At 64.5% G+C, this 26346-nt stretch carries 24 protein-coding genes; 10 read left to right on the top strand and 14 right to left on the bottom strand.

Features of this window, described 5'->3' with window-relative positions; all coding sequences use genetic code 11:
• The first annotated feature begins 109 nt into the window (after positions 1-109).
• The 6 genes from LB538_RS26425 (at position 110) to LB538_RS26400 (ending at position 6781) form a co-directional block, all read left to right on the top strand.
• On the top strand, positions 110-1459 hold the full coding sequence (locus LB538_RS26425) for a putative bifunctional diguanylate cyclase/phosphodiesterase (protein ID WP_140635945.1): 1350 nt from the start codon (positions 110-112) through the stop codon (positions 1457-1459).
• Between the two features lie 529 nt (positions 1460-1988).
• On the top strand, positions 1989-2756 hold the full coding sequence (locus tag LB538_RS26420) for an SDR family NAD(P)-dependent oxidoreductase (RefSeq protein WP_224532188.1): 768 nt from the start codon (positions 1989-1991) through the stop codon (positions 2754-2756).
• Positions 2753-3688 (top strand): 2-dehydro-3-deoxygalactonokinase, encoded by a 936-nt coding sequence (locus LB538_RS26415; protein WP_224532187.1) that lies wholly within the window; start codon positions 2753-2755, stop codon positions 3686-3688. Before LB538_RS26420 ends, LB538_RS26415 begins: the two co-directional genes overlap by 4 nt.
• The gene (locus LB538_RS26410) at positions 3685-4323 is read left to right on the top strand and encodes a 2-dehydro-3-deoxy-6-phosphogalactonate aldolase (RefSeq protein ID WP_140845300.1); all 639 of its coding nucleotides are present in this window, start codon (positions 3685-3687) and stop codon (positions 4321-4323) included. The genes LB538_RS26415 and LB538_RS26410 overlap by 4 nt, the downstream gene beginning before the upstream one ends.
• Positions 4323-5195: an SMP-30/gluconolactonase/LRE family protein gene (locus LB538_RS26405; protein WP_140845301.1), complete on the top strand. Its 873-nt coding sequence runs from the start codon at positions 4323-4325 to the stop codon at positions 5193-5195. Before LB538_RS26410 ends, LB538_RS26405 begins: the two co-directional genes overlap by 1 nt.
• Before the next feature lie 533 nt (positions 5196-5728).
• The gene (locus LB538_RS26400) at positions 5729-6781 is read left to right on the top strand and encodes a D-alanine:D-lactate ligase-like protein (protein WP_224532186.1); all 1053 of its coding nucleotides are present in this window, start codon (positions 5729-5731) and stop codon (positions 6779-6781) included.
• Positions 6782-7078: 297 nt separating this feature from the next.
• Here LB538_RS26400 and LB538_RS26395 read toward each other — a convergent pair whose 3' ends face one another.
• From LB538_RS26395 to LB538_RS26355, 9 genes are all read right to left on the bottom strand, one after another.
• Positions 7079-7366: a DUF1330 domain-containing protein gene (locus LB538_RS26395; protein WP_140725241.1), complete on the bottom strand. Its 288-nt coding sequence runs from the start codon at positions 7364-7366 to the stop codon at positions 7079-7081.
• A gap of 40 nt (positions 7367-7406) precedes the next feature.
• Entirely contained in the window at positions 7407-8090 is a 684-nt protein-coding gene (pyrF, locus tag LB538_RS26390) for an orotidine-5'-phosphate decarboxylase (RefSeq protein WP_224532197.1), read from the bottom strand.
• Between the two features lie 23 nt (positions 8091-8113).
• Complete coding sequence (locus tag LB538_RS26385) at positions 8114-8710, bottom strand: NADPH-dependent FMN reductase (RefSeq protein ID WP_224532185.1); 597 nt, start codon at positions 8708-8710, stop codon at positions 8114-8116.
• Positions 8711-9063: 353 nt separating this feature from the next.
• The gene (gene pmtA / locus LB538_RS26380) at positions 9064-9669 is read right to left on the bottom strand and encodes a phospholipid N-methyltransferase PmtA (protein ID WP_224532184.1); all 606 of its coding nucleotides are present in this window, start codon (positions 9667-9669) and stop codon (positions 9064-9066) included.
• Positions 9670-9816: 147 nt separating this feature from the next.
• Positions 9817-10944, bottom strand: a complete 1128-nt coding sequence (gene dnaJ, locus LB538_RS26375) for a molecular chaperone DnaJ (RefSeq protein WP_095769451.1) — start codon at positions 10942-10944, stop codon at positions 9817-9819.
• A 201-nt stretch (positions 10945-11145) separates the two neighbouring features.
• Positions 11146-13062 carry a molecular chaperone DnaK gene (gene dnaK / locus LB538_RS26370; RefSeq protein ID WP_140845306.1) on the bottom strand — a complete coding sequence of 639 codons (1917 nt, stop codon included), beginning with the start codon at positions 13060-13062 and terminating at the stop codon, positions 11146-11148.
• A gap of 521 nt (positions 13063-13583) precedes the next feature.
• Positions 13584-14552 carry a substrate-binding domain-containing protein gene (locus tag LB538_RS26365; protein WP_095769453.1) on the bottom strand — a complete coding sequence of 323 codons (969 nt, stop codon included), beginning with the start codon at positions 14550-14552 and terminating at the stop codon, positions 13584-13586.
• A gap of 18 nt (positions 14553-14570) precedes the next feature.
• Positions 14571-15866, bottom strand: a complete 1296-nt coding sequence (locus LB538_RS26360) for an ABC transporter permease (protein ID WP_224532183.1) — start codon at positions 15864-15866, stop codon at positions 14571-14573.
• Positions 15863-17458: a sugar ABC transporter ATP-binding protein gene (locus tag LB538_RS26355; RefSeq protein ID WP_224532182.1), complete on the bottom strand. Its 1596-nt coding sequence runs from the start codon at positions 17456-17458 to the stop codon at positions 15863-15865. Before LB538_RS26355 ends, LB538_RS26360 begins: the two co-directional genes overlap by 4 nt.
• 219 nt (positions 17459-17677) lie before the next feature.
• Between LB538_RS26355 and LB538_RS26350 the strand changes: the two genes are divergently transcribed.
• The gene (locus LB538_RS26350; RefSeq protein WP_095769456.1) at positions 17678-18697 is read left to right on the top strand and encodes a LacI family DNA-binding transcriptional regulator; all 1020 of its coding nucleotides are present in this window, start codon (positions 17678-17680) and stop codon (positions 18695-18697) included.
• Here the strand turns inward: LB538_RS26350 and LB538_RS26345 are convergent.
• From LB538_RS26345 to LB538_RS26330, 4 genes are all read right to left on the bottom strand, one after another.
• Positions 18687-19487 carry an inositol monophosphatase family protein gene (locus tag LB538_RS26345; RefSeq protein ID WP_224532181.1) on the bottom strand — a complete coding sequence of 267 codons (801 nt, stop codon included), beginning with the start codon at positions 19485-19487 and terminating at the stop codon, positions 18687-18689. The two genes, LB538_RS26350 and LB538_RS26345, sit on opposite strands and share 11 nt — an antisense overlap.
• 67 nt (positions 19488-19554) lie before the next feature.
• Positions 19555-20553: an LLM class flavin-dependent oxidoreductase gene (locus tag LB538_RS26340; protein WP_224532180.1), complete on the bottom strand. Its 999-nt coding sequence runs from the start codon at positions 20551-20553 to the stop codon at positions 19555-19557.
• A gap of 3 nt (positions 20554-20556) precedes the next feature.
• Entirely contained in the window at positions 20557-21378 is an 822-nt protein-coding gene (locus LB538_RS26335) for an arylamine N-acetyltransferase family protein (RefSeq protein ID WP_224532179.1), read from the bottom strand.
• 186 nt (positions 21379-21564) lie between these two features.
• Positions 21565-22731 (bottom strand): AI-2E family transporter, encoded by a 1167-nt coding sequence (locus LB538_RS26330; RefSeq protein WP_224532178.1) that lies wholly within the window; start codon positions 22729-22731, stop codon positions 21565-21567.
• Positions 22732-22992: 261 nt separating this feature from the next.
• On the opposite strand from LB538_RS26330, the gene LB538_RS26325 reads away from it, so the two are divergent.
• The gene (locus LB538_RS26325) at positions 22993-23556 is read left to right on the top strand and encodes a carboxymuconolactone decarboxylase family protein (protein WP_224532177.1); all 564 of its coding nucleotides are present in this window, start codon (positions 22993-22995) and stop codon (positions 23554-23556) included.
• 138 nt (positions 23557-23694) lie between these two features.
• On the top strand, positions 23695-24534 hold the full coding sequence (locus LB538_RS26320) for a helix-turn-helix domain-containing protein (protein ID WP_224532176.1): 840 nt from the start codon (positions 23695-23697) through the stop codon (positions 24532-24534).
• A gap of 27 nt (positions 24535-24561) precedes the next feature.
• Here LB538_RS26320 and LB538_RS26315 read toward each other — a convergent pair whose 3' ends face one another.
• Complete coding sequence (locus LB538_RS26315) at positions 24562-25623, bottom strand: LLM class flavin-dependent oxidoreductase (RefSeq protein WP_224532175.1); 1062 nt, start codon at positions 25621-25623, stop codon at positions 24562-24564.
• 228 nt (positions 25624-25851) lie between these two features.
• On the opposite strand from LB538_RS26315, the gene LB538_RS26310 reads away from it, so the two are divergent.
• A complete protein-coding gene (locus tag LB538_RS26310) occupies positions 25852-26280 on the top strand; it encodes a DUF6481 family protein (protein WP_095769468.1) in 429 nt (142 codons plus the stop codon).
• Positions 26281-26346 lie beyond the last annotated feature (66 nt).

Below are 26346 nucleotides of genomic sequence, written 5' to 3'. Positions count from 1 at the left end.
CGACGTGCCAAGCAGCTTCTGGACGATGGAAAAATCGATTTTCCGATACTTTTCCTAAACGCTTTGCTGCCACTCTGGCCATAAATACCGACATCAGAACAGAGGCATGATGCAAACGACGTTTGGCACCGGCCAGCCAGGCAAGGAAAATACGGATCTGGCCTTCACGGATTCGTTGACCGGGCTCGGCAACCATCGTCGCTTCTTCGACAAGGTCGATCGCCTGATCAGCGACCGCGCCGACGATCCCGCGCCCTTTACCGTCGGCATCCTCGACCTCGACGGCTTCAAGCCGATCAACGACCTGTTCGGCCACAAGGCCGGCGACGACATCCTGATCCAGGTGGCGATGCGGCTGCGCGCTTCGATGGACGGCTATTCCACCGTCTGCCGCATCGGCGCAGACGAGTTCGCCTACCTCTATCCGATGGTGTTCTCGGAGGAGCAGGCGGCCGAGACGTCGCGCATGCTGATCGAGATATTGTCGGCGCCCTATGATGTCGGCGAGCGCACCGCAAGGCTTTCGGCCTCGGTCGGCTGCTCGCTGTTCTATTCCGGCGACGAGACCACCGAGATCCTTCTCAACAAGGCCGAGACCGCGCTCTATCACGCCAAGCGTTCGGGCCGCGGCCGCGTCGTCGTCTACACCCGCGAGATGGAAGAGGCGGCCAAGCGCGTCACCCGCATCGAGCAGGCGCTGCGCCGCGCCGTCTCGGCCGGCGAGGTCGAACCACATTTCCAGCCGATCGTCGATTTGAGCAGCCGCCGCACCATCGGCTTCGAGACGCTGGCGCGCTGGACCGACCGCGACCTCGGCGTCGTGCCGCCATCCGTCTTCATCCCGATCGCCGAGGAACGCGGCATCATCGGCCCGCTGTCGCAGCTGGTGCTGCGCAAGGCGGCCGAGGCGGCGCGCAGCTGGCCGAAGGAGCTGTTCTTGTCCTTCAACCTGTCGCCCTCGCAGCTCGTCGACCAGAACACCGGCCTGCATATCCTGGCCATCCTCGACCGCACCGGCTTCGATCCGCGCCGGCTGGAGATCGAGATTACCGAGACTGGCCTGATGAACGATCCGGCCTCGGCCGAGAAGATCGTCGAGGACCTGCGCCGCGTCGGCATCCGCGTCTCGCTCGACGATTTCGGCACCGGCCAGTCGTCGCTCGGCCGCCTGCGCGAGTTCCATTTCGACAAGCTCAAGATCGACCGCGCCTTCGTCTCCTCCATCCTTGACGACCGGCCGTCGGAGCACATCATCCGCGCCATCCTCGCAATGTGCGAAGGGCTCGGCATGGATGTCGTCGCCGAAGGCATCGAGGACGAAGCGCAGGCCGACCGCCTCGTCCAGTTCGGCTGCGCCGGCGGGCAGGGCTATCTGTTCGGCAAGCCGGCCGATGCCGACGCCACGCTCGGCTATCTGCGCGATTCCTATCGCGGAGCGCTGCACGCCAAGGCGATCTGACAAGGTCCCCAGCACAGGGGATTTTGACCGATCGGCTCTGTTTGCGTTGATCGCATGCGCTGGAGAATTGGCCGAAACGCCCATCGCGATCGTCATTCCAGGGCGGAGCAGGAGCGAAGCTCCGTCGCGAAGACCCTGGAATCCATGCCGTTACCATCGCCAAGGATCGCAACGGAGCAGAACTTTTGCACCGTGGCGGCGCTTCCAAGTCACGGAATGGATTCTACGGTCTGCGCGCGTCGCTTCGCTCCTTGCTCCGCCATAGAATGACGAGGTTGGGGCGGCTTCAACCAATCCCCGGCGTTTGTGCTGATTTCACGGAAATGAACGGAAAATCGCACCAAGACAAACGGCAACCTTTCAAATCCCTATGTCGGGGAACTAGAGCTTTCCGGCTGTTCGGAAGACCGGCCGCCGCCTGCGGCGCGTCGATCATTTGTCGGACATAAGCTACCGAAACCGCCATTTCGTCCTTGCTCCCGGGCCCGGCGTGGCTAGGATGCGCGCCGGCAAAACGGGAGAACGGATCATGATGCCATCGGCGCGTTTCGCCGACCTCGACGGCGCCTCGGTGCTGATCACCGGCGGCGGTTCCGGCATTGGTGCTGCGCTCACCGAAGGCTTTGTGCGGCAGGGCGCCAAGGTCGCTTTCATCGACATCGCCGACGAGCCAAGCACCGCCCTTGCCGACCGGCTGGAGAAGGAGCTTGGCCGACGCCCACTCTACCTCAGCGCCGACCTGCGCGATATCGCGGCGCTGCGCGCCGCCGTTGCCAAGGCGGCCGAGGCGCATGGCGACGTCACGGTGCTGGTCAACAATGCCGCGCTCGACGAGCGTCACGCAGTGGAAGACGTCACCGTCGAATTCTGGGACAACAACCTTGCGATCAACCTGCGCCCGCATTTCTTCACCGCCCAGGCCGTGGCGCCCGGCATGAAGCGGGCCGGCGGCGGCTCGATCATCAACTTCACCTCCACCTCCTATCTGATCAACCACCCCGATATGCCGGCCTACACCGCGGCCAAGGCGGGCATACTGGGCCTGACGAAAGGTCTCGCCGGCAAGCTCGGCGCCGACCGCATCCGCGTCAACGCGGTGGCGCCAGGCTGGGTCATTACCGAACGGCAACGCAAGCTCTGGGTCACTGACGAGGCGCTCGCCGCCCATGTCGCCAAGCAGTGCATCAAGGATGTCATGCAGCCCGACGACATGGTCGGCACGGTGCTGTTCCTGGCGTCGGACGCCTCGCGCATGCTGACTGCCCAGATGCTGATCGTCGATGGAGGTTTCCTGTGAGCCCGGCACCAGCGGTCGCTGCGCTCGACTGGGGCACGACCAGGCTCAGGGCCTGGCTGCTCGACGGCTCGGGCAAGGTGCTTGCAGAGCGGCGCGGCGATGACGGGTTGATCACCGCCCGCGAAAAGGGCTTTTCGAACGTGTTGGAAGGCCATCTTGCCGCGATGGGCGCGCCGGACATGTTGCCGGTCATCATCTGCGGCATGGCCGGTTCGCGGCAGGGCTGGATCGAGGCGCCTTACGTCACGGTGCCGGCGCCGATCGGCGCGATCTTGCGCGGCGCTGCCCGCATCGCGGGCTCGGGCCGCGACATCCGCATCGTGCCCGGTCTCGCCCAGCGCCTGGCCGACGCGCCCGACGTGATGCGCGGCGAGGAAACCCAGCTTGCTGGCGCCGGTTTGCCGGCAAAGGGGCGCCACCTCGTCTGCATGCCCGGCACGCATTCGAAATGGGTCGCGGTCGCGGACGGCGCGGTCACGAGCTTCGGCACCTGGCCGACCGGCGAATTGTTCTCCGTGCTGGCAACGCACTCGATCCTGAAACACTCGCTGGGCGAACATCCCGCTCCGGTTGCCGCGGGCAGCCCGTTCTTCCGGCAATGGTGCGAGCGGGCTTTGGGCGAAGGCGGCGACGTCACCTCGAAACTGTTTGCCATCCGCGCCGCCGGGCTTCTGCAGGATCTGCAGCCCACTGACGCGGCGGCCTGCCTGTCCGGCCTTCTGATCGGCGGCGAGATCGCCTCGGCAAGGCGTCGCTATGGCGCTAGCGATGCGCCGGTGGCGCTGATCGCCTCCGGCGCACTGGCCGAGCTTTATGGCGCAGCGCTGGGCCTCGCCGGCCTTGCCTTTCGCAGCGTGGACGCCGATGAAGCGGTGCGCGCCGGCCTCGTCGAAGCCGCGCGCGAGAACGGCATGATTGGAGGCGCTTCATGAGCCAGACCGCACCCTTCCCGAAGCTCAAGCGCGGCCTTGTCGCCATCCTGCGTGGCCTGAAGCCCTCCGAGGCGGTGGCGATCGGCCGGGCGGTCCACGACGCCGGCATCGAGGCGATCGAAGTGCCGCTCAATTCGCCGGAGCCGTTCCTCTCCATCGCCGATCTGGTCAAGGCGCTGCCGAAAAGCGCGCTGATCGGCGCCGGCACGGTGCTGACGGCGACGGACGTCGATGCCTTGCACAAGGCCGGCGGCAAGTTGCTGGTCAGCCCCAACATCGATGCCGAGGTCATGGGCCGTGCCATGCAATACGGCATGGTGACGATGCCGGGCGTGTTTACGCCGACCGAAGCCTTCCAGGCGATCCGCCTCGGCGCCTCGGCGCTGAAATTCTTCCCGGCAAGCGTGCTTGGATCGAGCGGCATCGCGGCGATCCGCGCCGTGCTGCCGGCAACGACGCTTGTCGGCGCCGTCGGCGGCGTTTCCGACAAGGATTTCGCCGGCTACAAAGCGGTCGGCGTCAGTGTCTTCGGGCTGGGATCGAGCCTCTACAAGCCGGGCGCGAGCGTCGAGGACGTGGCGCAGCGCGCCCGCGCCGCGATCGCCGCCTGGGATGAAGCTTTCGGAGTGGCGTGATGAATGGCGTTTCGGTTTTTTCCGACCATATCTGCGAGCTCGGCGAGGGCCCGAGCTACGATCCCGCCACCGACACGCTGTTCTGGTTCGACATCGTCAACGGCAAGCTTCTGGAAAAGCCGCTCGCCGGCGCGCTGAAAGTGCATGATCTAGGCGTCATGGCCAGCGCCATCGCGGTCATCGACGCCGACCGGCAGCTCATTGCCACCGAAGTCGGCCTGCAAGTCCGGGACGTCAAGACCGGCAAGCTGACGCTGCACACGCCGATCGAGGCCGACAATCTGCTGACGCGCTCCAACGATTCGCGCGTTCATCCCTGCGGCGCCTTGTGGACCGGCACGATGGGCAAGGACGAGCAGAAGGGCGCCGGGTCGATCTACTGGTTCTTCAAGGGCGAATTGCGCCGGCTGTTTTCGGGCATCACAGTCTCGAATTCCATCTGCTTCTCGGAGGACGGCAAAATCGCCTACTACACCGACACCGCGACCGGGCTTCTGATGCGCGTTGCCTGCGATCCGGCGACCGGCCTGCCGGCCGGCGAAGTGAAAGTGTTCGTCGATCATCGCTCCTCGAAAGGCTATGTCGACGGTTCGGTCGTCGACCGCGACGGCGTGCTGTGGAATGCCGTCTGGGGCGGCAAGGCGGTTAAGGCCTATGCGCCAGACGGCACGCTGTTGCGCGAGATCGCCATGCCGGTGACGCAGGCCTCCTGCCCCGCTTTTGTCGGTTCAAAGGCCGACCGGCTGGCGGTGACCTCCGCCTGGAAAGGCAAGGACGAGAAGCAGCGCGCGCTCGACCCGCAGGCCGGCATGACCTTCCTGCTCGACATTCCAGTCAAGGGGCGCTTCGAGCCGCGCGTGCTGATCGCATAATTCCTCGACACAGGGGTTTGAAAGCGTCCTGGTTGTCGGCAGGCAAGGTTTTCACCGTTCATTCCATGAAATCAGCGCAAACGCCGGAGATTGGCCGAGCCTCTCAACTCGTCATTCCAGGGCGAAGCAGCCGCGAAGCGGCGTCGCGGAGACCCTGGAATCCATTCCGTGACCTCGGCCGAAGGGCGCAGCGGAACAGAATTCTGCACCGTGAGCGGCGCCTCGATGTAACGGAATGGATCCTCGGGTCTGCGCGCGTCGCTTCGCTCCTTGCTCCGCCCGTGGATGACGATCGTGATGGGGTTTCGGCTAATCTCCGAGGCATGCCGCCCCAAGGCAAACATAGCCGGCGGTCAAATCCCCGTGCTGAGGAATTGGAGCAATCTTCGCCGTAGTGTTTCATCCGGAATTGCATCAAACAAGAGATGAGGCGGCCGGCTTACTGTCGCGCAATCGCCTCGGTTCGGTCGGTTTCCCGCAAGCCGGCCACTTCGGGCATGCGATGGTACGCGCCTGATTTCCCGGAGCTTTCGATGCCGCAGCCGACCTTGATCCTTGTCTACGAACCGGAAAAACCCTGTTTCGACCGGCTGGTCGCCCAGGGCTATCCAGCGGAGCGCGCCATCGAGATCTCGTCCTATCTGGCGCAGTCGACCGACCTTGCGCCGGAATTCAACCAGCTTGCCGAGGCTTGCGAAAGGCGCGGCCTCGCCTTCAGGCCTGTCGAGCTCGACAACGCGGCGCCGGTTCTGGCGGGGGCCGATCCGGCAACGACGCTGGTCTGGACGCTTACCGACGGTATCGTCTACTTCCGTGGCGGCGCAGCACCTGCGCTGGCGCGGCTAAAGGGGCTGCGCACCATCGGCGCCGACGATTCGCTGTTCGCGCTCTGCCAGGACAAGCTGCGTTCCGGCGCCGTGCTCGGCGCGCTCGGCCTGCCGGCGCCGCAGGCCGGCCTTGCGCGCAACGGCGAATGGCTGGTCGAGCCACCGGCCTCGCCCAAAGGCTGGTTCGTGAAACCCAACCGGCTCGGCGCCAAGATCGGCATCTGGCCGGATTCGCGCACCGCCGATCTCGGCCATGCGCTGGAGCTTAGCCGGCGTATTTTTTCGCATTACCGCGACGATGTCGTCGTCCAGCCCTATGTCGCCGGCCGCAACGTGCGGGCGAGCTTCCTCGGGCTCAGACGGGAAACCGGCATGGAAGCGCTCGGCATCGTCTTCGTCGATTCCGGCGGCGATTTCCAGACCATGGCCGATTCGATGGCGCTCTATGGCGGGACCGGCCAGGCGGCGCAGGATGCCGGCACCTATGCCGAGCCGGAACTCGAGGCCGTCGCCTCAAGCCAACCGGCAGCTGATCGGAGAATCCGCGCCATCGCGCAAAAGCTGATAAGCGCTCTTGGGCTGCGGGATGTCTTTTCCGTCGATTTCAGGGTCGAGGCCGACGACACCGTGCACCTCATCGAGTTCGAAGTCTGCCCCGGCCTGCCTTGCTTCGATTTCCGCGACTATTGCCGCAAGCAGTGGGGGATGAGCCTTGCGGACGCGATGGCGGAGACGGCTGGCAACCGGCTCTTGGGTTAACAGGTCGACGTTATGACATTCACGATTGGCTGAGCCCTAACGACTTCGTCATTCCAGGGCGGAGCAAGGAGCGAAGCGACGCGCGCAGACCCTGGAATCCATGCCGCTACCTTGGCCACGGAGTGCAGCGGAGCAGAATTCTGGACCGTAGCGGCGCCTCGAAGTCACGGAATGGATCCTCGGGTCTGCGCGCGTCGCTTCGCTCCTTGCTCCGCCCGTGGATGACGACAGCTGGGCGTTTTCGGCAATCTCCAATGTAAGCCGCGCAGCAACAGCCGATCTGCCTGCTCGCCGAACCTAGACGCCCTCGACCAGCACGATCTCGCCATCGGCGACTTTCTGGCGGATGGCGGCGGCGCGCTGGTATTCCGGCGAGTGGTAGCAGTCATGCGCGGTCGCCAGCGATTCGAACTCGATGATGACGTTGCGGGCGCGCCCCGGCCCTTCGGCCTTTTCGTGCTCGCCGCCGCGCGCCAGGAACTTCGCGCCGAAGCGGTCGAAGGCGAGCTTCGCGGCGGCGACATAGTCCTTGTAGCCCTCGGCGTCGCGCACATCGACACGGGCGATCCAATATCCCTTCGGCATTCTTTTCTCCTGTTTGTTTTTCGCGAAAGAGGGCCGGTCCTCAGGCGGATTGCATTTCGGCGAGGATCGCCTCGGCCGCAGCGCGCCGATCCGGCGCGGCGACGATCGGCCGGCCGACGACCAGGTGGCTGGAGCCGTTGCGGATCGCCTGCGCCGGCGTCACAACGCGTTTCTGGTCGCCATGGGCGCTGCCGGCCGGCCGGATGCCCGGCGTCACCACCGCCAGGTCGGGTCCGACGATCCGGCGCACCGCCTCGGCCTCCTCAGCCGAGCAGACGATGCCGCCCATGCCGGCATGCAGCGCCTGTTCGGAGCGCCTGAGCACCAGCGTGTGCGGGTCGTATTCATAGCCGGCGTCGATCACGTCCTGCTCGTCCATCGAGGTCAGCACCGTCACGCCAAGCAGGCAGAGCTCGCTGCCCCTGGCCGCCTCGACAGCCGCTCTCATGGTTTTTGGATAGGCATGCAGCGTCAGCATCGTCATGCCCATTTTGACGATGTTCTCGACGCCCTTGGCGACCGTGTTGTCGATATCGAGCAGCTTCATGTCGAGGAACACTTTCGTGCCGCCGCTGGCGAGCTCCCGCGCGAAGTCCAGTCCACCGGCGAAGGCGAGCTGGTAGCCGATCTTGTAGAAGGAAACAGCGCCTTCGAGCTCGCGCACCGCTCTCTCGGCCTCCTTCAGCGTCGGCAGGTCCAGCCCAACGATCAGCCTGTCTCGCATAGTGTCGGCCTCCGCGAAATTGATCACGCCTCGATCCGGGTGGACAGCATGCGCGAGGTTTCGATCAGTGTACGGCATAGGCGCTCCATCGATTGCTGTAGTCTGGCGTCCCTGAATTGTCCGTCCTCGGCGAAGGCTTCGCCGGCCTCGGAGACCGAGCATTCGGGCGTGATCACCTCCATCTGGCAGCGCACCAGCACCGCGCGCAGATGGTTGATGCAACGTATGCCGGCGAACTTGCCCCCTGAGGACGAACAGAGCCCGACAGGCTTGCCGGCAAGCGGCCTAAACGTATGGCTGCCCTCGCGCCGTACCCGGCTCACCCAGTCGATCGAGTTCTTGAGCAATGGAGGGATCGAGCCGTTATATTCGGGCGTCGCGATCAGCAGCCCGTCATGCGCGGCAATCTGCCGGCCGAGCTTGATGGCGTTTTCGGGGATGCCTTTTTCCTTTTCCAGGTCCTCGTCCATGATCGGCAGCGGATAGTCGCCGAGCGAGATGCGCGTCACCTCCGCGCCCTGCATGGCCAGTTCCTTCTGCGCCACATCGGCGGTCCGGCCGCTGAAGGCGCCGGTCCGGGCCGAGCCGGCGAAGACGAGAATTCGTGGGATCACTGCCATTGGCCACCCTTGTTCGGGGACAGGTACAGCCAAGGAGCATTCAAATCAACGAGGGGTGGCAGAAAACGTTCGAGGATTGGTCGCCACCTACCAACTTCGTCATCCACGGGCGAAGCAGCCGCGAAGCGGCGTCGCGAAGACCCGAGGATCCATTCCGTTACCCCAATCGCCGAGCGCAGCGGGGCAGAATTCTGGATCGTCGCAACGCTTCGAAGTCACGGAATGACCCTCGGGTCTGCGCCGCGTCGCTTCGCTGCTTGCTCCGCCCGTGGATGACGAAGCGAGGGGCGTTTCGGCCAGTCGCCAGGACGCTGCCGCCACTGGCGATGCGCGAACACTTTCGCAAGTAGAAACTAATGGCCTGCGCGCCGGTAGATCCACAGCTGCGTCGGCGGGATGTTGCGGAAGATGAAATCGAAATGCTCGACCGTGTAGTCGCCGCGCCCGGCCGGGATCGGCGACAGCGGGCCATAGGTCAGCTGCACAATCGGTCGTCCGGCGGGAATGCGGTCGAGCAGGCTTTCGATATAGGCGATGCGCTGGGCGACCGGGAAGTTGAGCAGCGGCACGCCGGAGACGACCGAATCGAACACCAGGTCGCGCTTGTCGCCGAGCGTGGCATTGAGATTGAAGGCGTCGCCCTCGATGACGTTGACGCCGGGATAGAGCCCGCGCAGATGGCGCACGAAGTCGGTCGAATATTCGACCGCGTAGAGGTTTTCGGGCTTCACGCCCTGGGCCAGGATGGCGCGGGTGATGACACCGGTGCCGGGCCCGACCTCGAGCACCGGCAGGCCCGATCCCGGATTGACGATCGACGCCATCTTGCGGGCGGTGATGGAACTGGTGGGAACGATCGAGCCGACCGTTTTCGGCTTGTCGATCCAGCCTTTGAAGAACTTCAGCTCGTCGTCGAATTTTTCGGCCAGCGCTTTGCGCAACCCGGGACTACGTGCCATCACGAGCTCTCCTCAATGCTCAGCCTCCCGCTCCGCTACTTAGCAGGTGGGTGGGACAAGGCAAGGCGTCAAGCTGGCATAAGGTGTTGATGACGTTTGGGCACCGGATCGCCTTCCGATGCCGTGCGAAATGCGCGCCGGCGGCAATCAGTTTTCGCCGAACGACTCGAAGAAGTCCTTCATGCGCGCGAAAAAGCCGCTCGACTGGGGCGAATTGTCCTTCGAGGAGATCTGCTCGAACTCTTCCAGCAATTCGCGCTGGCGGCGCGTCAGGTTCTGCGGCGTCTCGACCGCCGTCTGGATGTAGAGGTCGCCGACATTGGGCTGGCGCAGTACCGGCATGCCTTTGCCCTTTAAGCGGAACTGGCGGCCGTTCTGCGTGCCTTCCGTCACCTTGACCTTGGTCTGGGTGCCATCGAGCGTGGTGACCTCGAAGGAGCCGCCAAGGGCTGCCGTCGTCATCGAGATCGGCACCTTGCAATAGAGATCGGCGCCGTCACGCTGGAAGAATTCGTGCGGCTTGACCGCCAGGAAGATGTAGAGGTCGCCGGGCGGTCCGCCGCGCAGGCCCGCCTCGCCCTCATTGGCCAGCCGGATGCGGGTGCCGTCCTCGATGCCGGCCGGGATGTTGACCGACAGCGAGCGTTCCTCGGTGACTCGGCCCTGGCCGGCGCATTTCGGGCAGGGGTCCTTGATCGTCTGGCCGCGACCCTGGCATTGCGGGCAGGTGCGCTCGATCGAGAAGAAGCCTTGCGTGGCGCGCACCTTGCCGTGGCCGTGGCACATCGAGCAGGTCACCGGCTGCGTGCCGGGCTTGGCGCCGCTGCCGGAGCATTCCGAGCAGGAGATCGAAGCCGGCACGCGGATCTGCGCCGTCTTGCCGGAGAAGGCTTCTTCCAGCGTGATTTCCATATTGTAGCGCAGGTCGGCGCCGCGCTCGCGGCCGCCCGACGAACGGCGTTGGCGGCCGCCCATCATGTCGCCGAAAATATCCTCGAAGATGTCGGCGAAGCCGCCGGCGCCGAAACCGTGCGCGGCGCCGTTCATGCCGCCTTCGAAGGCGGCGTGGCCGAAACGGTCATAGGCGGCGCGCTTCTGCGGGTCCTTCAGCGTCTCGTAGGCTTCGTTGATCTCCTTGAACTTGTGCTCGCAGGCGTGGTCGCCGGGGTTGCGGTCGGGATGGAACTGCATGGCGAGCTTGCGGAAAGCGCTCTTGAGTTCCTTGTCGTCGGCGCCTTTTTGCACGCCCAGCGTTTCGTAGAAATCAGCTTTCATTTTTTCCCGCTGTCCGGATGCTCAATGTCTTCAAGCATTGTTGGCGACGTTTGCCGGCACGTTCTTGGATTTAGGAGCGATGTTTCCCGGATGCTAGTACTAAGCCGGGCCGCTCCGAGCTTTTCTGTCACTTTTTCGACTGGGGTTGCAAAAAAGCCCGGCCTTCCGCCGGGCTTTTCGCATGATCCGCCGTCAGCCGGCTCAGGCCGACTTCTTCTTCTCGTCGTCTTCGTCGATTTCCTCGAAGTCGGCATCGACCACGTCCGAATCCTTGGCGGCGTCCGCCTTGGCGTCGGCTTCGGCCGCTTCCTTCTGCGAGGCCTCGTACATGGCCTGGCCGAGCTTCATCGACACTTCGGCGAGCGACTGCGACTTGGCCTCGATGTCGGCCGGGTCGTCGCCTTCGGCTGCGGTCTTCAGCGCGGCGATCGCATCCGAGATTGCGGTGCGGTCAGCCTCCGAGACCTTGTCGCCATAGTCCTTCAGCGACTTCTCGGACGAATGCACCAGCGCTTCGGCCTGGTTGCGGGCCTCGACGAGGGCACGGCGCTTCTTGTCCGCGTCGGCATTGGCCTCGGCGTCCTTCACCATCTTCTCGATATCGGCGTCGGACAGACCGCCCGAAGCCTGGATGCGGATCTGGTGCTCCTTGCCGGTGCCCTTGTCCTTGGCCGAGACATTGACGATGCCGTTGGCGTCGATGTCGAACGTGACCTCGATCTGCGGCACGCCGCGCGGGGCCGGCGGGATACCGACGAGGTCGAACTGACCGAGCATCTTGTTGTCGGCCGCCATTTCGCGCTCGCCCTGGAAGACGCGGATCGTCACCGCCGACTGCGAATCCTCGGCGGTCGAGAAAGTCTGGCTCTTCTTGGTCGGGATCGTGGTGTTGCGCTCGATCAGCCTGGTGAACACGCCACCCAGCGTCTCGATGCCCAGCGACAGCGGCGTCACGTCGAGCAGCAGCACGTCCTTGACGTCGCCCTGCAGCACGCCGGCCTGGATGGCGGCGCCAAGCGCCACGACCTCATCCGGGTTGACGCCCTTGTGCGGCTCCTTGCCGAAGAACTGCTTCACGATCTCCTGGATCTTGGGCATGCGGGTCATGCCGCCGACCAGGACCACCTCGTCGATCTCGCCCGCCTTCAGGCCGGCATCCTTGAGCGCCGCCTTGCAGGGGTCGATGGTGCGCTGCACGAGGTCCTCGACCAGGCTTTCGAACTTCGCCCGGGTGAGCTTCATCGTCAGGTGCTTCGGGCCGCTGGCATCGGCGGTGATGAAGGGCAGGTTGATCTCGGTCTGCGTCGTCGACGACAACTCGATCTTGGCCTTTTCCGCGGCCTCCTTGAGCCGCTGCAGCGCGAGCTTGTCGGCCTTGAGGTCGATGCCCTGTTCCTTCTTGAACTCGGCCGCCAGGTACTCGACGAGGCGCATGTCGAAGTCCTCGCCGCCGAGGAAGGTGTCGCCATTGGTCGACTTCACCTCGAAGACGCCGTCGCCGATCTCCAGCACGGAAATATCGAAGGTACCGCCGCCAAGGTCATAGACGGCGATGGTCTTGCCGTCCTTCTTCTCCAGGCCATAGGCAAGTGCGGCGGCCGTCGGCTCGTTGATGATGCGCAGCACCTCGAGGCCGGCGATCCTGCCGGCGTCCTTGGTCGCCTGGCGCTGGGCGTCGTTGAAATAGGCCGGAACGGTGATGACCGCCTTCTCGACCTTCTCGCCGAGATAGGCTTCCGCCGTCTCCTTCATCTTCTGCAGGATCATGGCCGAGATCTGGCTGGGCGACTGCTTCTTGCCGCCGGCCTCGACCCAGGCGTCGCCATTGTCCCCCTTGACGATCTTGTAGGGGACAAGCTTCTTGTCCTTCTCCGTCACCGGGTCGTCATAGCGGCGGCCGATCAGGCGCTTGACCGCGAAGATGGTGTTTTCCGGATTGGTGACCGCCTGGCGCTTGGCCGGCTGGCCGACGAGACGTTCGCCGTCGCTCGAAATGGCGACGATGGAAGGCGTCGTGCGCGCGCCTTCAGCATTCTCGATCACCTTGGGGTCCTTGCCATCCATGATGGCGATACACGAGTTGGTGGTGCCGAGATCGATACCGATAACTTTTGCCATTGTTCTAATCTCTCCTCTAAGCAGGCTCTCTGGACCCTTCAAAAGGCGTTCCGACGAAAGCCCCTGTTCACAAGAAATCCCGTCATGGTCCCCGCTTTTTAGGGCTGGACGGCTGGCGCGTATATAAGAACAGGCGACACAAGGCGCAAGCATCCTGCGCAAGCTGTCCGTCGTCTCGGCAGCGACCCGCAGGACACCCGCCGCGCTCTGCGCCTGAGCCGGTCTGAGGTCGATCTATCTCACTGTTCCAGCTTGGTTTTTTTGAAACGGCGCCGCTTAGGGCACACAGATCTGCCGACCGCGAAGGTCAGGACTTGCTGTTTCGGGCGTGACTTTCGGTCGCGAAAGAGCGGAAAAACAGCATTGCGGCGACGCTTCGCGCATCCGGCGGCAGGCTGTGGGGAGCGCCTGGCGCTCGGGCAAACCCCTGCCGGGCGCGTGGCCCGGCAGGGGTTGCGGACTTCAAGCAATTCCACGAAAAGCCGCAGCGGTTTTCCGTTCGGAATTGCGTCAAACAGAATCTAGAGCCCGTTGTCCTTCAGGATCTTGGCGGCGTTGTCCTTGGTGATCTTTTCCGTCGGCAGGGTGATGGTCTTCTCGACCTTCTCCCCTTTCAGGAACTTGATCGCCTGGCGCAGGCCCTCGGCGCCCGGCGTGACATAGGTGAAGGTCGCGGTCAGCTCGCCCTTGTTCACCATCTGCACGCCTTCGTTGGGCAGGCCGTCGATGCCGATGAACTTGATGTCCTTCTCGCGCCCGACATCCTTGGCCGCGAGATAGGCGCCATAGGCCATCGGATCATTGTGGCCGTAGACGAGATCGATCTTCTCGTTGGTCTTCAGCGCGTTGGCCATGATGTTATAGGCCTGGTCCTGCTTCCAGTCGCCCGACTGCTGGTCGAGCAGGTACTTGATGCCCGGCTCCTTGTCGGTGAATTCATGGAAGCCGTCATGGCGGTCATGCGCCGGCTGCGTGCCCATGCCGCCCCAGATCTCGACGACGTTGCCGGCCGCCTTGCCCTTGCCGCCCAGGAGCTCGACGGCATATTCGCCAGCCGCCCGGCCGATCAGCTTGTTGTCGCCGCCGACGAACTGCGTGTAGTCCTTGGTTTCGACATTGCGGTCGAGCACGAAGACCGGGATCTTGGCGTCGATCGCCTGCTGCACCACGCCGGTCAGGCCGGCCGATTCCTTCGGCGAGACCAGCAGCGCGTCGACCTCCTGGCGGATCAGGTTCTCGACGTCGGCGACCTGCTTTTCGGTCTTGTCCTCGCCGTCGGTGATGATCAGCTCGACCTCCGGGTGCTTGGCGGCTTCCGCGATGATGTCCTTGTTGAACTGGGCGCGCCAGGGTTCGATGGTCGTCACCTGCGAGAAGCCGATCTTCCACTTCTTGTCCTGGGCAAAGGCATGGTTGCCGGAAAAGAGCGCGGTGGTCGTCACAAGCGCCGCCGCGAAGGTGGCGAGCTTCAGCATATCACGTCGTTTCATGGTCCTGTTTCCTCCGGATTATAGAGACGAGGTCTCCTGTGACGGTCGCTTTGCTGCGGCCGTTTCCTTTTGCGCCGCCCGTCCGCCGGGCAGGCGCAGATAGCTGAGAAGATCGCCGGCGTTGCGCTCCTGCACGAGCACGGTGCCGATGATGATCGCCCCCTTCAGCACCAGCTGAAGGTTCGAATTGATGTTGTGCAGCTGCAAGATATTTGACAGCAGGCCGAAGATCAGCACACCGCAGAAGGTGCCAACCAGGCTGCCGCGCCCGCCCATCAGGCTGGTGCCGCCGATGACCACGGCGGCGATGGCGTCGAGCTCCAGTCCGGCGCCGGCATCGGGCTTGCCTTGGCGGTATTGGGCCACGTAGAGCACCGCCGCGATGCCGGCGAGCAGGCCCGACACCGCATAGGTGGCGATCTTGACGCGCCCGGCGGCGATGCCGGAAAGCCGCGCCGCCTCCTCATTGCCGCCGATGGCGTAGACATAGCGGCCGAAGGGCGTGAAGCGCAGCACCGCGCCGTAGATCACGACCGCGCCGAGGAAGAACAGGCCCGGCATCGGCACGATGCCGAACACCAGCGAGCGCAGGATCTCGAAATCGGCGGTGGCGTTCGAGCCGGTATAGACCGGCAGCACCGCGTTGTTCTGGCCGGCGGTGAGCCTGGCGATGCCGAGTGCCGTCACCATCATCGCAAGTGTCACGATGAAGGGCTGCAGCCGGCCGGCGACGATGATGAAGCCGTTGATGGTGCCGAACAGAAGGCCGACGCAAGGCGCCACCAGCAGCACGCCGAGCACGCCGAACTTGGTCTCGACCTGCGGCAGCAGGTACCACAGCGAAAGGCAGCACAGCGCCACGCCGACGACGCCCGGAATGATCAGCCCGCGCGCCTTGTCCAGTCGCGCGTCGCGCCCGGCTTCCGCCCCGGCGCGGGATTTCTCGATGTTGAGCAGGATGAAGCGGGTGGCCAGCACGCCGAGGCAAAGCGCCGCCAGCGCGGTCGTCGGCACGCCGAGCGCCGCCGACGGCGTGACGCCCGGCACGGTGAGCAGCATGGCGCAGACGACCGAGCAGATCGCCATCAGCGAGCCGACCGAAAGATCGATGCCGCCGGTCAGGATCACCGCCGTCATGCCGGTGGCGATGAGGCCGGTGGTCGACACCTGGCGCAGCACGTCGAGCAGGTTGCCGTAGGACAGGAAGATGTTGTTGCCCTTGGAGCTGATCGGCGAGCCGAACACGCCGATTAGGAAGATGGCGATCAGCCCCCAGTACAGCTTGGTGCGGGAAACAAGGCTGATAAGGTTCATGCGGCTGGTCTCGCTGCCCGTCTTGGTGTGGCAAGTCTTGGCGCGGCAAGCCGCATGATCGCCTCCTCGCTGGCCTCGGCGCGGGACAGGATCCCGCGCTGGCGGCCCTCGGCCATGACCAGGATGCGGTCGGCCAGATGCAGAAGCTCGGGCAGTTCGGAGCTGATCACGGCAATCGCCAGCCCGTCGCCGGCCAGCTTGAAGACGAGGTCGTAGATTTCGCGCTTGGCGCCGACATCGATGCCGCGCGTCGGCTCGTCGAGCAGAAGCACGCGCGGCCGGGTCGCCAGCCACTTGCCGATCACCACCTTCTGCTGGTTGCCGCCGGACAGCGTGCCGGCGGCCTGCTCGATGCTTTCGCAGCGTATGCCGAGCGCGCCGACCGCGTCGCGTGCCAGGCCGCGCTCGCCCGAGCGCGAGCGCAGGCCGAAGCGCGCCAGCGCGCCGACCAGAGGCAGCGCGACATTGTCGGTGATCGAGGCTTGGAGATGCAGGCCTTGCGTCTTGCGGTCCTCGGTCACCAAAGCAATGCCGAGCCGGCGGGCCTCGCGCGGCGAGCCGATCTCGACCGGCACGCCGTCGAGCCGAATCTCGCCGCCGGTGCGGCCGTCGCTGGACCCGAAGATCGCCTCCAGGATTTCGGTGCGGCCGGAACCCAGCAGCCCGCCGATGCCGAGGATTTCGCCGGCCGCAAGGTCGAAGCTGACGCCGTCGATCATCGTGCGCCAGCCATGCCGGTCGGGCTTCGACAGCGACAGGTCCCTGACCGAGAGCACCGCTTCGCCGCCGGGGGCGCGCTCATGATCGGAGGGAGCGAGAAGGTCGCGCCCGACCATGGCCGTGATGATGGCGTCTTCGTCCAGCCTTGCCATGTCCCGCGTCAGCACGTGGCGTCCGTCGCGCAGCACCGTCACCCGGCTGGCCAGATGCATGACCTCGTCGATGCGATGCGAGATATAGACGATCGCAACGCCGCTTGCCGCGAGTTGGCCGATGATGCGGAACAGTCTCTGGCACTCGGCCGGCGACAGCGCCGAGGTGGGCTCGTCCATGATCAGGATGCGCGCCGACTTCGACAGCGCCTTGGCGATCTCCACCAGTTGTTGCTCGCCAACCCTGAGCGTGCCGACACGCGCCTCGGGATCGAGCTCGATGCCGAGACGCTGCAGCAGCGCGCTGGCAGTGCGGCTGCTCGCCTTGCGGTCGACGACCAGCCCGGCGATCAGCTTTTCGCGGCCGAGGAAGATGTTGTCGGCGACGCTGAGCTCGGGGACGAGATTGAGCTCCTGGTGGATGATGGCGATGCCGGCGTCCTCGGCGTCGCGGACGCCGGTGAAGCGGACTGCCTGACCGTCGATCGCCACGGCACCTTCGTAGTCGGTATAGACGCCCGACAGGATCTTCATCAGCGTCGACTTGCCGGCGCCGTTCTCGCCCATCAGCGCATGCACCTCGCCGGGCCTGAGATCCAGGCTCACATCGGACAGCGCGGCGATGCCGCCGAACCGCTTGGAAATGCCGGTCGCGCTCAGGACGACGGTTGGACCGTCGGCGGCCGCATTGCCAGTCGTGGTGGAATCAACGCGCTGCATGGCAAAGGACGGCCTCCCTCCGTCGTCTTCGATTGTTTGAGACGCTAATCTAAACGTTTCGAATGTGTCAAGCGCATATGTGGTTGCTGAGGATTGATGCATTTCAATTCTTGCGAAATAAGCCGGGTTTGCGTAGGTTTGGCCAAATAGGGGCGGTTAAACGTTTCGAAAATGACGGTGTCAGGACGGAAGAAACAGCGGAAATCCACGGCGCCGACCATGCTGCATGTGGCTGAGGCGGCGCGTGTGTCCGTGGCCACCGTATCGGCAGTCCTCAACGGCACCGCCACCGTCAGTCCGGAGCTTACCCAGCGCATCGAGCAGGCGATCCGCGACATCGGCTACAAGCGCAACGCCATTGCCCGCAGCCTCAAGATGGGCACCACGCGGACCATTGGCCTGACCGTGCCGCATATCACCAACCCGTTCTTCACCGATGTCGTCTCGGTCATCCAGCAGGCGTTCGACCGCGCCGGCTATGCCGTCATGCTGTGCTGCACGGACGAGGACCTGAACACGCAGGACGACCAGATCCGGCTGCTGCTCGACCGCATGGTCGACGGGCTGATCGTAGCGCGCGTCGGCGACGGCGGCATCCTGAAGGGCATCGTCGGGGACGCCAACGTGCCGGTGGTGCTGCTCGACCGCCTCTGCGAAGGCGTCGACACCGATGCGGTGGTGCTGGACAACCAGCGCGCCGTGTTCGATGCCGTCACCTATCTGATCCATCTCGGCCATCGCCGCATCGGCTATATCACCGGCGCATCCGACATATCCCCCATGCATGACCGCATGATCGGCTACCGCGAGGCGCTGCAGGCCGCCGGCCTGCCCGTGGCGGAGGAGCTCATACGCTCCGGCAATTTCCACGAGATCGACGGCTATAACGCCACAATGCAGCTGCTTTCGCTGCACGACCGGCCAAGCGCGATTTTCTCGGCCAATAATCCGATGGTGATCGGCACCATGAAGGCGATCCGCGACATCGGCCTCAGCTGCCCCGAAGACATTTCGGTCGCCTGTTTCGACGATTTTCCCTGGTCGGACGTGTTCGTGCCGCAGCTGACCACCGTGGCGCAGCCGGTGCAGGCGATCGGCGAGCAGGCGGCGAACCTCCTGCTCGACCGGCTGGCCGGCAACAGGGAGGCGCCGCCGCGCAAGCTCGTGCTGAAGGGCCGGCTGATGATCCGCAATTCCTGCCGGCCGCTGGGCGCGCTCGCGCAGAGCGTCAGCGCGTAAATCCGAAGGAGCTCTCGCCTAGCAGCTGCAGCCTTGGAAAGATGCCCCGGCCGCCGGCGACCACACGGGTGCCTTTGCCGATCACCGTCTTGGGGTCCGCTTTCAGCACCGTGCCGCCGGCCTCTTCGACCAGCAGCATGCCGGCTAGGCAATCCCAGGCGTTCATGTGCTCCTCGAGATAGCCGAGCAGCCGGCCGGCCGCCGCATAGGCAAGCATGAGCGCTCCGGAAGCATTGCGGTAGAAGACGCCGCCCTCGCCCATGATCAGGCCGATGAGAATGACGACATTCGTGGTCGAGGCGCGGTTGGAGAGCCCGGTGCCGACGGCGCCGTCGGAAAGCGACGCCGCATTGCTGACCTTGATCGGCTTGCCGTTAAGGAAGGCACCGCCGCCGCGGCGGGCGTAGAACGTTTCGTCGGTCGAGGGTTCGTGGATAACGCCGACGATCGTCTCGCCATCCCTGGCACAGGCGATCACCACGCACCAGGCGGGAATCCCGCGCACGAAATTGGCGGTGCCGTCGATCGGGTCGATCACCCAGACATGACCGGTTGTTCCGGTCACCGCCGCGTGCTCCTCGCCGACGATGCCGTCTTGCGGATAGGCCTCCGCGATCGCGGCGCGGATGAACAGCTCAACCTCGCGGTCGGCCTCGGAAACCAGGTCCTGGTGGCCCTTGCTCTCGACGGCCAGGTTGTCGAGGTCGCGAAAATATTTCAGCCCCAGCTCGCCGGCGCGCCGCGCCAGGTCGATGGCAAAATGCATGCGGTCGTCGAGATCATGGGTCATGTGCAGGCTCGCGCGTTGGCGGTGAGCCTGCCCTTAACAGATGGGTATGTCAGAAGCCATGGCGCCGTCAGGCCGCCTTCGACATCGATTTGTGCACGTCAGCGAGGATCTCGAAGGAGCGCACGCGCGCCGCATGGTCGAAGCACTGCGCCGTCACCATCAATTCATCGGCGCCGGTGCGGCTTATGAAGGCGTCGATGCCTTGGCGCACCGTCTCCGGCGAGCCGACGACGGCGCAGGACAGCGCCTGGGCAAGCATGGTTTTCGCCGCAGGGTCGAGGTCGCGGTCGTAATTCTCGACCGGCGGCGGCAATTGGCCGGGCCGGCCGCTGCGCAGATTGACGAAGGCCTGTTGCAGCGAGCTGAATAAAAGCTTCGCCTCGGCGTCCGACGGCGCGGCGAAGACATTGAGGCCGAGCATGACATAGGGCTTGTCGAGTTGCGCCGACGGCTGGAAGCGCGTGCGATAGACCTCCAGCGCATGATCGAGCTCGGCCGGGGCGAAATGCGAGGCGAAGGCGTAAGGCAGGCCGAGAAGGGCTGCGAGCTGCGCGCCATAGAGGCTGGAGCCGAGGATCCAGACCGGCACGCTCTGGCCCTCGCCGGGCACGGCGCGGATGCGCTGGCCTTCCTCGGCCGGCTGGAAATAGCCCATCAGCTCGACCACGTCCTGCGGGAAATTGTCGGTGCTTTCGAGATTCCGCCGTAGCGCCCGCGCGGTCAGCATGTCGGTGCCCGGCGCGCGGCCGAGGCCGAGATCGATGCGGCCGGGGAAAAGTGCGGCCAGCGTGCCGAACTGCTCGGCGATCACCAGCGGCGCATGGTTGGGCAGCATGATGCCGCCGGCGCCGACGCGGATCGACTTCGTCCCGCCGGCAACATGCGCGATCACGACGGACGTCGCCGCGCTCGCAATGCCCGGCATGTTGTGGTGCTCGGCCAGCCAGTAGCGCCGGTAGCCCAGCCGCTCGGCATGGCGGGCAAGGTCGAGCGAATTGGCAAGCGATTGCGAGGCGGTGCTGCCTTGCGTGATCGGCGACAGGTCGAGAACCGAAAGGGCCGTCATTGGTCAGGTCTCCACGATGCGTTTTTCCCGCAGTCTCGCCTCGAAGGCAGCGCGGTCGGGAATGACGATGGCGAGCTGGCTCTCCAGCACGCCGGCGAGCTCAGCGGCGGTCGCGATCTCGCGCTGCTCGCTGCGGCCGCCGGCATGATGTGTCGACAGCCGGTTGTTGCGCAGCGCATAGCGCCGGTCGGGCAAGGCGAGCGCGGCCACCAGCGTGGTCAGGAAATGCGAGCTCGGATGGGTCGACAGGAAATGGCTGCCGACCAGGTAGTCGACCTCATAGGCCTGGCTCATGTCGAAGCGGTAGAGCGTGCGCCAATCGCTGCCAATGCCTGCTTGCAGGCGAAGATCGTCGCCGGTCTCGACGATGCGGAAGGCCTCGTGCGGTGTCTGCTGCACCAGCCCCGGCTCAAGCAGCAACGGCGCCGTCAGCGTCAGGCCGCCGAAGCCGACATCGGCAATGTAGGTGCGGCCGCCGAGCTCGACGCGCAGCAGCATATGGCTGCGCGCGGTGACGGCATCGTCAGGCTGGCCCCACAACACGCGCGCCGCCAGCCCGCTGGTCGTGAAGCCGAGCGCCTTCAGCGCATGCATGAAGATGAGATTGTGTTCGAAGCAATAGCCGCCGCGGCCCTGGCCAAGAATCTTGTCCTGCAGCGAGGCGATGTCGAGCCCGACGGAAACGCCCATCAAGGCGTCGATGTTCTCGAACGGGATCGCCTGCGGGTGAGTTGCGTGCAGCGCCTGCAGCGTGGCGAGCGAAACGTCGGTCGGCCCGTCATAGCCGATGCGGGCGAAATAGCCATCGAGATCGAAGTCGCTCATTCAGGGGCAGGTCCGGCTTGACCGGCCCGATATAGGCACTGCCCGCCAACGCTGCAAATAACGGCCACGCTTTGCGATTGGGCCACATGCCAATGCATGTCGCCCGGAAGTGCGCAGCGGTTCTGGGACCACGATGAAACAGGTCCCCAGAGCGCGTCGCTCGAATCCAGTTCAGCGCGACGTGCTTCAGGCCGGTTTGTGATTGTTTTCGGCCGGCTCTTCCTCGATGGCCATGGACTGCTGCGCCGCCAGGAAGTTGCCGACATGGCTCAGGCCCTCGAAATGGTCGCAGAAGACCTTGATGACGACCAGCAACGGCACCGCCATCAGCGCGCCGACGAAGCCCCACAGCCAGGACCAGAAGGCGATGGCGATGAAGATCGCCACCGCATTGATCTCGAGGCGCCGCCCGACCACCGTCGGCGTCACGAACTGGCCTTCGATGATGTCGCACAGCACTACGAAGGCCGGCGCCAAGAGCGCATAGGCGATCGTGTCGAAGCTGATCAGCGCGATGACGGCGACAATCACGACCGTCATCAGCGCGCCGACATAGGGCAAGAAATTCAGCAATGCCGCCATCGCCCCCCAGACGAGCGGGTTGGGCATGCCGAGCCCCCACAAGCCCAGCCCGATCACCGTCCCGAGACTTACATTGATGATGGAGACCGTGAGCAGATAGTGCGAAATCTCGCGCTCAACGTCATAGACGATGCGCAGCGCCCGCTTCTTCTGCGTCATGCTGGCGAAGGATTGGACGATCTTCTCGTAGAACAGCGTGCCGGAGGCGAGCAGGAACAGCGACAGCACGAACACGATGGTGATCGCGGTGCCTGCTTCCAGGATGTTGCTGGCCGCCGTGGACAGGATGCCGGAAGGCGCTACCGCGACCTGCTGAAGGCCGGGTTCCTGAGACGTCTCCGTCAGCGCCTCCAACTGATGTGCGAGGTCCATCATTCGTTCGAGCGGCCGCTTGAACGGGGCCAGCCGCTCGGTGAGCTGCTGGCCGATCGAATAGCTGTTGTTGATGAGGTCGATGACCGGACCGCTGAGCAGATAGCCTGCGGCGGCGAAGACGAAGATCGAAAGCAGCACCAGCAGCGTCGCCGAGACAACCTCAGGGATGCCGTGCTTGCGCAGCAAACGCACGATCGGCGTCAGCGTCAGCGCCAGCAGGAAGGCGAGTATCACCGGCATGAAGAAGGCGCGCGCGAAGTACAGCGCCGCCGCTGTCATCAGAATGAAGATCCCGATCACCAGCGACCGCGTCAAGCGCATGTCCGCCCGGGCGCTGGCACGCGGATCAGGGCTTTCGGCAACGCTCGCGCCCGAAACGATCGGCTCGGCTTTCATCGGTTCCCCTTGCAAGCCCACCACCCAAACAATGAATGCATGGCAGGCTTTTGGGCGAAACGCGGGAGTTCCGGGCAAGGTTCCATGAGCCGGCTGTCCGCGGCATCGCACATGCGGTCGCGCTATTACATGACGTGTAATTGAGCCGCTGCGCCGGCCAGGCCTAATACGGGGCAGGCTTTTGCGACGACAGAGCAGAAGGCTGGTGCGGCGACGACTTCGTCCGCGCGATCACATCCGATTTTGCAAGAGGACGTTACAATGCAAAGGTTCAACCTCCAGACGATCGGCTCGGCACCCGAAAAATCCAGGCCTGCGCTCAAGGCGTTGGAAGAGAAGTTCGGCTTTCTTCCGAACGTCATGGCGACTATGGCCAACAGTCCGGTGCTTCTCAACGGATTCGTCGCCACCTTCGACAGTTTTCACGGCGGCAGCTTCGATGAAATCGAAAAGCAGGTCCTGCTGCTTACCAATGCGGTGACGATCAAGTGCCCTTGGACCGTTGCCGCGCATTCGACATTCGCCATCGAAGACGGCATCGACGAGGGCGAAGTCCAAGCGATCCGAAAGGGCAGGCTGCCAGCCAACCCGAAATACGCGGCGCTCTCGGCGTTGACGAAGACGTTGATCGAAAAAAAGGGAAACGTCACCGATGCCGACATCGATGCGTTCACCGCGGCGGGTTACTCGAAAGCCCAAGTTCTGGAGGTGGTGACCGGCGTCGGCGTTTCGACCATGGCGGCAACCACGACCAACATGGCCGGTACGCCGATCGAGGAGCGCTTCCGGGCGCAGGCATGGTCTCCGCTCGCGGTGGCAGCCTGACCCGCATAAAAACCGAGACCTGGAGCGCGACGCACTTCAGCGTGATTGGCGGCGCATGGATCGGCACGATCCCTGCGCCGCCAAAACTTGAGCCGGATTGAAGCGTATCGCAGCGGCGATGCCCGAGGATTGCTGACCATGAACCCGTCGAATATCAGGACAGGCATGACGCCCGATCTGGGTGTGCTTTTGCGCCACTGGCGCGATTTGCGCGGCACAAGCCAGCTCGATCTGTCGCTCGATACCGGCATCTCCCAACGACAGATCAGCTTCATCGAAAGCGGACGCAGCGTACCCAACCGCGAAACCCTGATGGCTATCGCCCGGGGGCTCGATGTGCCTTTACGCGAGCGTAACACATTGCTGCTCGCCGCGGGCTATGCGCCGATGTTTTCCGAAAGCGCGTGGGATTCGGTGGAAATGAAAAGCGTTACCGACGCCCTGACGCGCATCCTGCGGCAGCACGAGCCCTTTCCAGCAGTCGTGATGGATCGCTACTGGAACGTGCTCATGGCCAATGAATCCGCGCCGCGCTTCTTCGGCTGCTTCATCGACATGTCCGCCCGCCAGGGACCGCGCAACATGTTGCATCTGATGTTCGATCCGCAAGGCATGCGTCCGTTCATCGCCAATTGGCCCGATGTCGCCGGAAGCTTGTTCGAGCGTGTCTATCGCGAATCCATCGGCCGCGTTGTCGACGAGAAGACGAAGGCCCTGCTGGCGGAATTGCTCGCCTATCCGGATGTTGAAAACGAATGGAAAAACCCGGTGGCACTGGGCTTCACCCCAGTCATTCCGCTGGGGTTCGTCAGGGAAGGTAGGGTTCTCAACTACTTTTCGATGGTCACCACGGTCGGGACGCCGCAAACCGTCGCTGCCCAGGAACTGCGTGTCGAGTGCATGTTCCCGGCCGACGAGGCAACCGAGACGCTTCATGCCGAAATGATGGCCGTCGGCGCCGGGCATCCAGCGGCCTAGCATCTGGAGACCGGCGTCGACTACCGCTCAGTCGACCGGCGCCGCGATGGCGGGCGCGGTTTTGGCCGTCTCCTTGCGCACGATCGGCGCCACCCTGGTGCCGTAAAGCTCGATAGCCTTCATGATCTTGGCGTGCGGCATGGTGCCGATCGCCATCTGCAGCAGGAAGCGGTCGTTGCCGAAGATCTTGTGCTGGGCGACGATCTTTTCCGCCACGGCCTCAGGATTGCCGACGAAGAGGGCCCCACTGGGACCCCGCGCGTGATCGAAATGCGCGCGCGAGGTCGGGCCCCAGCCGCGCTCGCGGCCGATGCGGTTCATCACCTCGGCCTGCGGTCCGTAGAAATCGTCGGCCGCCTGTTCGGTCATCTCGGCGATGAAGCCGTGCACGTTGATGCTCGTGGCGAGCCTGGCCGGATCGTTGCCGCCGCGCCGCGCCGCCTCGCGATAGATATCGAACAACGGCGCAAAACGCGCCGGCTCGCCGCCGATGATGGCCAGCGCCAGCGGCAGGCCGAGCACGCCGGCGCGCGCGGCGGATTGCGGCGTGCCGCCGATGGCGATCCAGACCGGCAGCTGTTCCTGCAATGGACGCGGATAGACGCCGCGGCCGTTGATCGGCGCGCGCAGCTTGCCCTGCCACGTCACTGTCACCTGATCGCGGATGGCGAGCAACAGGTCGAGCTTCTCGGCGAACAGCTCGTCATAGTCCTCGAGATTGTAGCCGAACAGCGGGAAGGATTCGATGAAGGAGCCGCGCCCGGCCATGATCTCGGCGCGGCCGCCGGACAGAAGGTCAAGCGTCGCGAATTGCTGGAAGACGCGCACCGGATCGTCGGAGGAAAGCACCGTGACCGCGCTGGTCAGACGGATGCGCTTCGTGCGCTCGGCCGCCGCGGCCAGCGCCACCACCGGCGCCGAGGCGGCATAATCTGGACGGTGATGCTCGCCGAGGCCGAACACGTCGAGGCCGACCTGGTCGGCCAGCTCGATTTCCTCGATGAGGTTGCGCAGCCGCTCATGCGGGCCGATCGCGCCGGGGCCCGGCTCCGGGCTGACATCGGCGAAAGTGTAGAGACCGAGTTCCATCTGGTTGCGTCCTCAATGTTCATGCCGGCATTTGTTGTCGACGCTAGAGGTAGCCATCCGCCGTTCTGCCCGCCAGACGCGCGATCTGTGAACAGTGCATCGCGCTGCCGGGCCGTATCCCTGCGGCAACAAGCCCGGATTTTTCATGGCTGCCATACCGTTTTGGCGCTTGAACTTACCGCTTTCACGCGTATGTAAGCGTCGCGAATAGACTGCAGGGAAGTACACTTGGCTATCTACAGGGAAAAAGACATTTTCGAGCGGCGCAATGCCGCGAACGAGGCAAAGAAGGCGCTGCTCGAGCGCTTCAAGGCAAAGCCGGCGGCGGATGATCCGACAGTGCTGGCTCGCCAGGCCGAACGCAAGGCGATCCTTGAGGCCCGCGCCATCCGCGAGGCGGAAAAGGCAAGGCTGAAGCAGGAAAAGCTGGCACGCGAAGCGGCCGAGAAGGCCGAGCGCGAGGCGATTGCCGAAGCGGCGCGTCTTGCCGCGGAAGCGGCGGCGGCCGAAGAGGCCAAGCGCCGCGAGGCCGAGGAATCCGAGCGCATCGCTTTCGAGCTTGCCGATGAGGCCGCGCGCAAGGCCAAGCGTGACGCACGCTACGCCGCCCGCAAGGCACGTGTCGGCCGTACGCCTCCGGGCTTCTCCGCCCGCTAGGTTTGGATTCGTTGGAAATTAAGTCAGGGTCGCCGAAAGCGGCCCTGAACGTGTTTGTGCTACGGA

This window comes from Mesorhizobium sp. Ca11, from assembly GCF_020165275.1.
In the GTDB taxonomy this organism is placed as follows: domain Bacteria; phylum Pseudomonadota; class Alphaproteobacteria; order Rhizobiales; family Rhizobiaceae; genus Mesorhizobium.
Note: the sequence above shows the minus strand (reverse complement) of the source record. Positions and strands in the feature narration are given on the sequence as shown.